We start from the raw sequence: 9,504 nt of genomic DNA, 5'->3' as shown, positions 1-9,504 counted from the left end.
CCGGGAGGCGGGGATCGGGGGGGGCGGATCGGGGGGCGGGACGAGCGCCGAGCCCGCCCCGGGCCCGCCCCTGCGCGCCCCGCCCCGGGCCCGTCCCGCACGCCCCCTTATGCCGTCTCGATCGCCGATGTGATGGTCGGGTGGGTGAAGGTGAAGTCGGTGTTCAGGAGGCGGGTTGGGAGGACGCGTTGGCTTTGGAGGACGTTGGTGGCGAATTCGCCGAGGGCCAGGCGGAGGGCCGGCGGGGGGACGGTGAGGAGGGTGGGGCGGCGGAGGACCTTTCCCATGGCGGCCGTTGCCTCGCGGTTGGTGACCGGCTCGGGGGCCGTGAGGTTGACCGGGCCCGACAGCGTCTCGTCGTCGATGAGGTGGCGCAGGGCGCGGATGTGGTCGTGGAGGGAGATGAACGACCAGTACTGGCTGCCGTCGCCCAGGCGGCCGCCGAGCCCCGCCTTGAACAGCGGGAAGAGCCGGCCCCAGGCGCCGCCGGTGCGCGAGACGACCAGGCCGGTGCGCGGGAAGGTGGTACGGATACCGGCCTCGACGGCCGGGTCGGCGGCGGCCTCCCAGTCGACGCAGACCTTGGCGAGGAAGTCGTCGCCGGGCGGGGCGGTTTCGTCCACGCGGCGCTCGCCGGTGTCGCCGTAGTAACCGATCGCGCTGCCGCAGACGAAAGAGCGCGGCGGGGTGTCGAGGGAGGCGAGGGCCTCGGCCATCGCGGCGGTGCCGAGCACCCTGCTGTCGCGGATCTGCTTCTTGTAGGCGGGCGTCCAGCGGTGGTCGCCGACGCCGGCGCCTGCGAGGTGCACGACGGAGTCGCAGCCGGCGAGCGACGCGGCGTCGACCGTCTGCCGTTCGGGATCCCAGGCCACTTCGTCGGCGGCGTGTGGCGCGTGCCGGACGAGGCGCAGTACCTCGTGGCCGTCCGCGCGCAGTGACCGCAGGAGTGCCGTGCCGATGAGACCGGTGGAACCGGTGATCGCGATCCGCATGGTCCCCATACTGCCCGTGGCCGCACACGCGTGGCACAGTGACCGGCATGCCCGAGCCGATCGTACGTACCGCCGTGCCCGCCGACGAGGCGGCGCTGGGGGCACTGGACAGGCGGACCTGGTCGCCGCTGCACTCCGTCCAGCCGCGCCCGGTGCCGCCGTACGACCCGTTCTTCGACGCCTGGCACGTCCCGGAGGACTTCCTGGTGGCGGAGGCGGACGGCCGGACGGCCGGGTACCTGCGGCTGGTACGGGCGATTCCGCTGGCCTCCAACGCGCACGTGCGGCAGATACAGGGGCTGGCCGTGGACGAGTGGGCGCGCGGCCGCGGGGTGGCCCGCGCGCTGCTCGACGCGGCGATCGGCCGGGCGGTGGCGGAGGGCGCGGAACGCATGACGCTGCGGGTGCTGGGGCACAACACGCCGGCCCGGCGGCTGTACGAGTCGGCGGGGTTCAGGGTGGAGGGCGTACTGCCGGGGGAGTTCCGGCTGGACGGGCAGTACGTGGACGACGTGCTGATGGGGCGGTGGCTGCCCGACGGCGAGCGAGACGGAAGGGAACGGGCCGGCAGGAACTAGCCGTGCCGGCCGGCAGGAGCTAGCCGTGTCAGCCGGCTGGGCAAAGGGAGCGGGCTGACGAGGCACGCGCCGCACCATCCGGCTGGGCAGGACGACTCCAGCTGGGCAGGCCGGCCCGGCCGGCGGGACGCCCCAACCGGCGGGATGCCCCAGCCGGTGGGACGGTCCGGCTTTCGATCAGGCGTATGACTCGCCTCGGAAGCGTTCCCACAGGGCGGGGAAGCGTTCCTCCAGGGCCGTGTCGTCCTCGAAGTCGATGACGGTGCCGAGTGGTTCGCGGGGCGCCGGGGCGATCCCGAGGTCGGGCATCACGGTGCCGGTGAGGCGTTCGTACGCCTCGTCCGCCGCGTACCCCAGGTCCTCCGCGTCGCCGTCCTCCTCCTCATCGAAGTCCGGGAGGAGGTCGGCCAGCCGGTCGGGGTCGTGCAGCGCGCCCTCGAAGACCTCGCGGCCCTGGCCGATCAGCCAGCAGCGGAAGTAGTCGAAGGCGTCGTCGCTCGCGCCGTCCAGCAGGATCACGGCAGCGGCCCACAGGTCCCAGGTGTACGCGCGGTTGTAGCGCGCCTCGAAGTGCCGGGCGAAGTCGATCACGGCGTCGGGATCGCGCCGCATCAGCCGCTCGATCAGCAGATCGGCCTGTTCCTCGGGGTCGTCCTCGGCCGCCTCGCGGGAGTCGTCGATGAGCTCCCAGAACTCCGTCTCGTCCATCACAGGGTCAAGCATCCAGCTTGCCGCCCGGCCGCGCACGCGGAGCGCGGGCATCCGTCCGGGTCGTTACCGACACGGAATTCACCGGAAAACCGGACAGGAGATGACGGGTTTGGGTGTGAGGGTCGCCGTATGCAGAGCGATACGCAGGGCGATATGCAGAGCGATATGCAGAACGGGATGCCCAACGATGGGCAGGGCGGGCAGCGCGGGCAGGACGGACAGCGGGACGACGAGCGGGCGCTGGCCGGGAAGGTGGCGCTGGTCGCCGGGGCCACGCGGGGCGCGGGGCGGGCGATGGCGGTCGAGCTGGGCCGGGCCGGCGCCGTCGTCTACGTCACGGGGCGGACGACGCGGGACCGCGTCAGCGAGGTGGGGCGGACGACCGAGACGATCGAGGGCACGGCGGAGCTGGTGACCGAGGCCGGCGGTACGGGGATCGCGGTAGCGGTCGATCACCTGGAGCCGGATCAGGTACGCGCGCTGATGGAGCGGATCGAGCGGGACCACGGGCGGCTGGACGTGCTGGTCAACGACCTCTGGGGCGGTGACCGGCACGTCGAGTGGGACAAGAAGGCGTGGGAGCACGACCTCGACAAGGGGCTGCGGGTGCTGCGGCTGGGCGTCGAGAGCCACCTGATCACCAGCCGGTACGCGCTGCCGCTGCTGATCCGCCGGCGCGGCGGGCTGGTCGTGGAGGTGACGGACGGCACGGCGGAATCCAACCGCGAGTACCGCAAGCCGCTCTACTACGACCTCGCCAAGAGCGCGCCGATCCGGATCGCGCGGGACCTGGGGGAGGAGCTGGCGGAGTACGGCTGTACGGCGGTCTGCCTCACGCCGGGGTGGCTGCGCTCGGAGGCCATGCTCGACACGTATTTCGAGGTCACGGAGGAGAGCTGGCGGGACGGCTGCGCGAAGGATCCGCACTTCGCGATCTCGGAGTCGCCGGTCTTCGTGGGGCGCGCGCTGGCGGCGCTGGCCGGTGATCCGGACGTGGCGCGGTGGAACGGGCGGTCGCTCTCCAGCGGCGGGCTGGCAGGGGAGTACGGCTTCACGGACGCGGACGGCTCGGCGCCGGACGCCTGGCGGTACATCGCGGAGGTGCAGCGGCCGGACAAGCCGGCGGATGTGACCGGGTACCGGTGATCACCGGCGGCCGTTACTGGATACCGGCGACCGCCCGCCCACGCGCCCGGTTACGAGTACACCCCGTACGCCCGGCTACGAGTACACCTCGTGCATACGGCGGGCCGCCTCCGCGAAGCGGGTGCGCAGCTCCGGCGGGGCGAGGAGCTCGGCCTCGGGGCCCAGGCCCAGCAGCTGCCCGTAGGCGACGTCGAGGGTCTCGACGGCGAGGGTGACGGTGATCCGGCCGTGGTCGTCGGGGTCCGTCGCCGTGTCCAGGGCCTCCCCGGCCGCCACGCGGTCGGTGACGTGCGGGAGCTGCCGGGCGCCCGCGGGCGTGAGCCGTACGGTCACCTCCTCGCGCAGGATCGAGCGGGCGAACTGGGCGGCCCGCTCCGCCCAGAAGGCGGGCAGGTCGAAGTCCGGGTCGCGGACGAAACGGTCCTCGCCCGCGGCGACCGCGCGGAAACGGTCGACCCGGTAGACGCGGTAGCCGCGGTGACCCCCGTGGCCGCCACGGCTGCCGTGGCCGTCGCTGCCGTCCTGACCGCCGCGGTCGTCCTGATCGCCGTGGCCGTCCTGGCCGCCGTCCGTGCGCGCCGCCAGGTACCAGACCCCCGCCTTCAGGACCAGTCCGTACGGCTGCAGGACCCGTTCGACCTCGGTGTCCTTGCGGCGGTAGCGGGCGGTCAGTACGCGGTCGTCCCAGAGGGCCTCGGCGATCGCGGGGAGCAGTTCGGGGGTGCTCGGTGCCTGGTACCAGCCGGGCGCGTCGAGGTGGAAGCGCTGGGCCGCGCCCGCGGCGGCGTCGCGCAGCTCGGGGAGGAGTGCCGCGGAGACCTTCAGGCGGGCGGCGGAGGCGGCGTCGGCCAGGCCCAGCTCGCGCAGCGCCGAGGGGACGCCGGAGAGGAAGAGAGCCTCGGCCTCGCTGCGGCCGAGGCCGGTGAGGCGGGTGCGATAGCCGCCGATGAGGCGGTACCCGCCGGTCCGGCCGCGGTCCGCGTAGACGGGGATGCCGGCCTCGGAGAGGGAGAGGACGTCCCGGGCGACCGTGCGCTCGGAGACCTCCAGCTCGCGGGCCAGCTCGGCCCCCGTCATCGAGGGCCGGGACTGGAGCAGCAGCACCATCTTGATCAGCCGGGCGGCACGCATGAGTTCATGATGCCGCGCGGCACTGACAACGCGATGGAGAAAGGTTCCCGTGCGGAGGTCCGGGCGCGGGTGGATTGCCTCCGCACGGGAGCTGTGGGGCGTACGGGCGCGCGGCCCGTACGCGGGAGGGGTGGCGCCGGGGCTCCCTCACGGCCCCGACGCCCACCGGAGCGCTAGGGCCCCGATGTCTCAGACACGAGTCGCATGACTCGCACGAGTCGCACGGCTCACAGGCCGTACTTCTCGGCGGCCTCCTTGACCGTCTCCGCCTTGACCTCGCCGCGCCGGGAGAGCGCCGCGAGCACCTGGACGACGACGGACTGCGGGTCGACGCCGAAGTAACGGCGGGCGGCCTCACGGGTGTCGGAGAGGCCGAAGCCGTCCGTGCCGATGGAGACCCAGTCCTGCTCGACCCAGGGGGCGATCTGGTCGGGCACGGCCCGCATCCAGTCGCTGACCGCGACGACCGGACCCTCGGCGCCGGCCAGCGCACGCGTCACGTACGGCACGCGGTCCTCGCCCTTCAGGCGCGCCGCGTCGCACTCCAGCGCGTCCCGGCGCAGCTCGCCCCACGAGGTCGCGGACCACACGTCGGCGGCCACGTCCCACTCCTCGGCGAGCATCCGCTGCGCTTCGAGCGCCCAGTGGATCGCGGTGCCGGAGGCCAGCAGCTGGGTGCGGGGGGCCTTGCCGGTGGCGCCCTCGGCCTCCTTGAAGCGGTACAGGCCCTTGACGATGCCCTCTTCGACGCCCTCGGGCATCGCGGGCTGCACCTTCGGCTCGTTGTAGACGGTGAGGTAGTAGAAGACGTTCTCGGCGTCCGGACCGTACATCCGGCGCAGACCGTCCTTGACGATCACCGCGATCTCGTACGCGAAGGCCGGGTCGTAGTTGAGCGACGCCGGGTTCGTGGAAGCGGTCAGGTGCGAGTGGCCGTCGGCGTGCTGGAGGCCTTCACCGGTCAGCGTCGTACGGCCGGCCGTCGCGCCCACGATGAAGCCCTTGCCGAGCTGATCGGCGAGCTGCCACATCTGGTCGGCGGTGCGCTGCCAGCCGAACATCGAGTAGAAGATGTAGAACGGGATCATCGGCTCGCCGTGCGTCGCGTACGACGTCGCGGCGGCGATGAAGTCGGCCATCGCGCCGGCCTCGGTGATCCCCTCGTTGAGGATCTGGCCGTCGGTGGCTTCCTTGTAGTACATCAGCTGGTCGCGGTCGACCGGCTCGTACGTCTGGCCCTTGGGGGAGTAGATGCCGGCCGACGGGAAGAGCGACTCCATACCGAACGTACGGGCCTCGTCGGGGACGATCGGCACCCAGCGCTTGCCGGTCTCCTTGTCCCGGATCAGGTCCTTGACCAGCCGGACGAAGGCCATCGTGGTGGCCATCTCCTGCTTGCCGGAGCCCTTGTACAGCGCCTTGAAGGCGCGCTCCTCGGGCTGGGGCAGCGCGGCGGAGGCGTGGAGGCGGCGGGCCGGGGCCGGGCCGCCGAGGGCCGCGCGGCGCTCCTGGAGGTAGCGGATCTCGGCGGAGTCGGCGCCCGGGTGACCGTAGGGCACCAGCTCCTCGTCCAGCTTGGAGTCCGGGATGGGAAGGTCGAGCAGGTCCCGCATGGCGCGGAACTCCTTGCCCGAGAGCTTCTTCATCTGGTGGTTGGCATTCTTGGACTCGAAGCCGGCACCCAGGGTGTAGCCCTTGACGGTCTGCGCCAGGATGACGGTCGGCGCGCCCTTGAACTCGACGGCCGCCTTGTACGCCGCGTACACCTTGCGGGCCTCGTGGCCGCCGCGGGAGGTGTGGAAACACTCGGCGATCTTCGCGTCGGTCAGCAGCTTCGCCAGCTCGACGAGGGCCGGCTCGGCGCCGAAGAAGTGCTCGCGGATGTAGGCCGCGTCGCGCGTCTGGTACGTCTGGAACTGCGCGTCCGGCACCTGGCGCAGCCGGCGGACCAGCGCGCCCGTGGTGTCGAGCTGGAACAGCTCGTCCCAGGCGGAGCCCCACAGGGACTTGACGACGTTCCAGCCGGCGGCGCGGAACTGCGCCTCCAGCTCCTGAACGATCTTGAAGTTGGCGCGGACCGGGCCGTCGAGCCGCTGCAGGTTGCAGTTGATGACGAAGGTCAGGTTGTCCAGGCCCTCGCGGCCCGCGAGCGCCAGTGCGGCGGTCGACTCGGGCTCGTCCATCTCGCCGTCGCCCAGGAAGGCCCAGACGTGCGAGTTGGCGGTGTCCTTGATGCCGCGGCCCTGGAGGTAGCGGTTGAAGCGGGCCTGGTAGATCGCCGACAGCGGGCCGAGGCCCATGGAGACGGTCGGGAACTCCCAGAGCCAGGGGAGGCGCCGCGGGTGCGGGTAGGAGGGGAGGCCGTTGCCGCCGGCCTCCTGGCGGAAGTTGTCGAGCTGCTGCTCGTCCAGGCGGCCGTCGAGGAAGGCGCGGGCGTAGATGCCGGGCGAGGCGTGGCCCTGGATGTAGAGCTGGTCGCCGGAGCCGTCGCCTTCCTTGCCGCGGAAGAAGTGGTTGAAGCCGGTCTCGTACAGCCAGGCCGCGGACGCGAAGGTCGCGATGTGGCCGCCGACGCCGAACCGGGAGCCGCGCGTCACCATGGCGGCGGCGTTCCAGCGGTTCCAGGCGGTGATCCGGGCTTCCATCGCCTCGTCACCGGCGAAGTCCGGCTCGTCGGCGGTGGGGATGGTGTTGACGTAGTCGCTCTCCAGGAGCGGGGGGAGCGCGCTGCCTTCGTTGCGCGCGGTGTGCTCCAGGGCGCGGCGCATCAGGTAGTCCGCGCGCTGCGGGCCCGCTGCCTTGGTGACGGCGTCGACGGACTCGCGCCACTCGGCCGTCTCCTGCGGATCCCTGTCCGGGAGCTGGTCGAGCTGGCTGTACGGAGAACGTACGGGATCGGGCATGGGTGGCCCCTTTCCGGACGGAGGGAGGGAGGTGCGAGGTTTTGCTGGCAGGCAGGGTGTCGCGCCCCGAGGAGTGACGATACGCCCCTGATCGATGATCGATCAACGCTCCGAGGCGGAATAACCGCAGGTCGGCACGGGGTGCCGTCGATTTGGGCACCGCGTGCCAGCCTCAAATGAGCCTGCGGAGGCTCACTCCGCTACGGCTCGTCACCCACCCTCAAGATCCTTCCGGCACCTCGCTCAAGATCCTCCGAGCCTCCCGCAAGATCCTTCCGGACCCCTCAGACGCGAGGTGCGCAGCTCAGGACGTGTGCCTTGAGGATTTCGCCGATCCTGGGGTCGCGCCGCCGGAACGCGTCGACCAGATCCTGATGGTCCTGGGCGTGCGAGCGCGGGTCGGGCGAGAACCAGCGGATCGACAGCGTCGTCCACACCTCCACGCCCAGCGACTCCCAGGTGTGCAGCAGTACGTCGTTCCGCGCGGCCCGGACGATCTCGCGGTGGAAGGCCACCGTGTGCCGCACCTGCGCCTCGCCGTCCCCCGCGGCGTCGGCCGTGGTGAGCGCCGAGACCTCGCGCTCCAGGGCCGTCACATCGTCCGCCAGCCGGCCGGCCGCCAGCTCCGCCGCGACCTGCTCCAGGCCCGCCCGGACCGGGTAGCTCTCCTTCAGGTCGGCCGCGGTGAGGTTCCGTACGCGTACGCCCTTGTTCGGTGCCGACTCGATCAGCCGCAGGCTCTCCAGCTCGCGCAGGGCCTCGCGTACGGGCGTCTGGCTGACCTCCAGCTCCACCGCGATGCGCCGCTCGACGATCCGCTCGCCCGGCTGCCAGCGGCCGCTGACGATCCCCTCGAGGATGTGCTCGCGGATCTGCTCGCGCAGCGAGTGGACGACGGGTGGGGTCATGCGGTGCTCCTTAGCGGCGGACGGGCCGGCGCACGGGACGGGCAGGCCAACGGTTCATTATCTGCGGGGACGCAACGGGGGACGGCCCCGGTTCGTACGAACCGGGGCCGTCCCCTTCGTCACACCCGCTGATGGCCGGGCCGGATCAGAGACCGATCTCGGTCTCGAACTCGGCGGCCTCCAGGATCTGCTTGACCGTGGTCAGGTAGCGGGCGGCGTCGGCGCCGTCCACCAGACGGTGGTCGTAGGAGAGCGACAGGTACGTCATGTTGCGGACCGCGATGGTCTCGCCCAGCTCCGGGTGGTCCACGACCACCGGGCGCTTGACGGTGGCGCCGATGCCCAGGATGGCGACCTGGTTCGGCGGCACGATGACCGTGTCGAACAGCGCACCGCGCGAGCCGGTGTTGCTGATCGTGAAGGTCGCGCCGGACAGGTCGTCCGGGCTGATCTTGCTCGCGCGGACCTTGCCGGCCAGCTCGGCGGTCTTCTTGGCGATACCCGCGATGTTCAGGTCGCCGGCGCCCTTGATGACCGGGGTCATCAGGCCCTTCTCGTTGTCCACCGCGATTCCGACGTTCTCGGAGTCGAAGTACGAGATGGTGCCCTCGTCCTCGTTGATCCGGGCGTTGATGACCGGGTGGGCCTTCAGCGCCTGGACAGCGGCCTTGACGAAGAACGGCATCGGGGACAGCTTGACGCCCTCACGGGCGGCGAAGGCGTCCTTGGCCTTGTTGCGCATCCGCATGATCTTGGTGATGTCCACCTCGACCACGGAGGTCAGCTGCGCCTGGCCGTGCAGGGCCTTCATCATGTTGTCGCCGATGACCTTGCGCATCCGCGGCATCTTGACGGTCTGGCCACGCAGCGGCGACGCCTCCAGGGCCGGAGCCTTGGGGGCGGCGGCGGCAGCCGGGGCGGCAGCGGCCGGAGCCGCGGCCTTGGCGGCCTCGGCGGCGGCGATGACGTCCTGCTTGCGGATGCGGCCACCGACGCCGGTGCCCTTGACCGCGCCGAGGTCCACGCCGTTCTCCTGGGCCAGCTTGCGGACCAGGGGGGTGACGTAGGCGCCGTCGGGCTCACCGGCCGGGGCGGCCGGGGTGACCGGGGCGGGCTGTGCGGCGGGGGCCGGAGC

8 protein-coding genes are annotated in these 9,504 nt (G+C 71.9%); 2 read left to right on the top strand and 6 right to left on the bottom strand.

The annotated features are described in order from the left end of the window. Positions 1-107: 107 nt before the first annotated feature. On the bottom strand, positions 108-1,001 hold the full coding sequence (locus ABT381_RS33620) for a TIGR01777 family oxidoreductase (RefSeq protein ID WP_351601153.1): 894 nt from the start codon (positions 999-1,001) through the stop codon (positions 108-110). 38 nt (positions 1,002-1,039) lie between these two features. On the opposite strand from ABT381_RS33620, the gene ABT381_RS33615 reads away from it, so the two are divergent. Beyond that, a complete protein-coding gene (locus ABT381_RS33615) occupies positions 1,040-1,570 on the top strand; it encodes a GNAT family N-acetyltransferase (RefSeq protein WP_351601150.1) in 531 nt (176 codons plus the stop codon). Between the two features lie 177 nt (positions 1,571-1,747). Here ABT381_RS33615 and ABT381_RS33610 read toward each other — a convergent pair whose 3' ends face one another. Continuing rightward, positions 1,748-2,278 (bottom strand): DUF4240 domain-containing protein, encoded by a 531-nt coding sequence (locus ABT381_RS33610; protein WP_351601159.1) that lies wholly within the window; start codon positions 2,276-2,278, stop codon positions 1,748-1,750. Positions 2,279-2,458: 180 nt separating this feature from the next. On the opposite strand from ABT381_RS33610, the gene ABT381_RS33605 reads away from it, so the two are divergent. Continuing rightward, the gene (locus ABT381_RS33605; RefSeq protein ID WP_351601156.1) at positions 2,459-3,427 is read left to right on the top strand and encodes an SDR family oxidoreductase; all 969 of its coding nucleotides are present in this window, start codon (positions 2,459-2,461) and stop codon (positions 3,425-3,427) included. A gap of 75 nt (positions 3,428-3,502) precedes the next feature. Here ABT381_RS33605 and ABT381_RS33600 read toward each other — a convergent pair whose 3' ends face one another. From ABT381_RS33600 to sucB, 4 genes are all read right to left on the bottom strand, one after another. Next, positions 3,503-4,558, bottom strand: a complete 1,056-nt coding sequence (locus tag ABT381_RS33600; RefSeq protein ID WP_351601147.1) for a helix-turn-helix transcriptional regulator — start codon at positions 4,556-4,558, stop codon at positions 3,503-3,505. 227 nt (positions 4,559-4,785) lie between these two features. Further along, positions 4,786-7,461, bottom strand: coding sequence for a pyruvate dehydrogenase (acetyl-transferring), homodimeric type (gene aceE / locus ABT381_RS33595; protein WP_351601144.1), 2,676 nt, complete (start codon positions 7,459-7,461; stop codon positions 4,786-4,788). 284 nt (positions 7,462-7,745) lie between these two features. Beyond that, positions 7,746-8,369 (bottom strand): GntR family transcriptional regulator, encoded by a 624-nt coding sequence (locus ABT381_RS33590; RefSeq protein ID WP_351601141.1) that lies wholly within the window; start codon positions 8,367-8,369, stop codon positions 7,746-7,748. A gap of 145 nt (positions 8,370-8,514) precedes the next feature. Beyond that, on the bottom strand, positions 8,515-9,504 hold a 990-nt coding region (sucB, locus tag ABT381_RS33585), incomplete at its 5' end, for a 2-oxoglutarate dehydrogenase, E2 component, dihydrolipoamide succinyltransferase (protein ID WP_351601138.1).

The organism is Streptomyces sp. NPDC000151 (genome assembly GCF_040301705.1).
Classification (GTDB): domain Bacteria; phylum Actinomycetota; class Actinomycetes; order Streptomycetales; family Streptomycetaceae; genus Streptomyces.
Note: the sequence above shows the minus strand (reverse complement) of the source record. Positions and strands in the feature narration are given on the sequence as shown.

Excerpts from the sequence above, each read along its gene's own strand:
- ABT381_RS33620 (WP_351601153.1), bottom strand. The coding sequence starts at position 1,001 with ATGGGGACCATGCGGATCGCGATCACCGGTTCCACCGGTCTCATCGGC.
- ABT381_RS33615 (WP_351601150.1), top strand. The coding sequence starts at position 1,040 with ATGCCCGAGCCGATCGTACGTACCGCCGTGCCCGCCGACGAGGCGGCG.
- ABT381_RS33610 (WP_351601159.1), bottom strand. The coding sequence starts at position 2,278 with ATGGACGAGACGGAGTTCTGGGAGCTCATCGACGACTCCCGCGAGGCG.
- ABT381_RS33605 (WP_351601156.1), top strand. The coding sequence starts at position 2,459 with ATGCCCAACGATGGGCAGGGCGGGCAGCGCGGGCAGGACGGACAGCGG.
- ABT381_RS33600 (WP_351601147.1), bottom strand. The coding sequence starts at position 4,558 with ATGCGTGCCGCCCGGCTGATCAAGATGGTGCTGCTGCTCCAGTCCCGG.
- aceE (WP_351601144.1), bottom strand. The coding sequence starts at position 7,461 with ATGCCCGATCCCGTACGTTCTCCGTACAGCCAGCTCGACCAGCTCCCG.
- ABT381_RS33590 (WP_351601141.1), bottom strand. The coding sequence starts at position 8,369 with ATGACCCCACCCGTCGTCCACTCGCTGCGCGAGCAGATCCGCGAGCAC.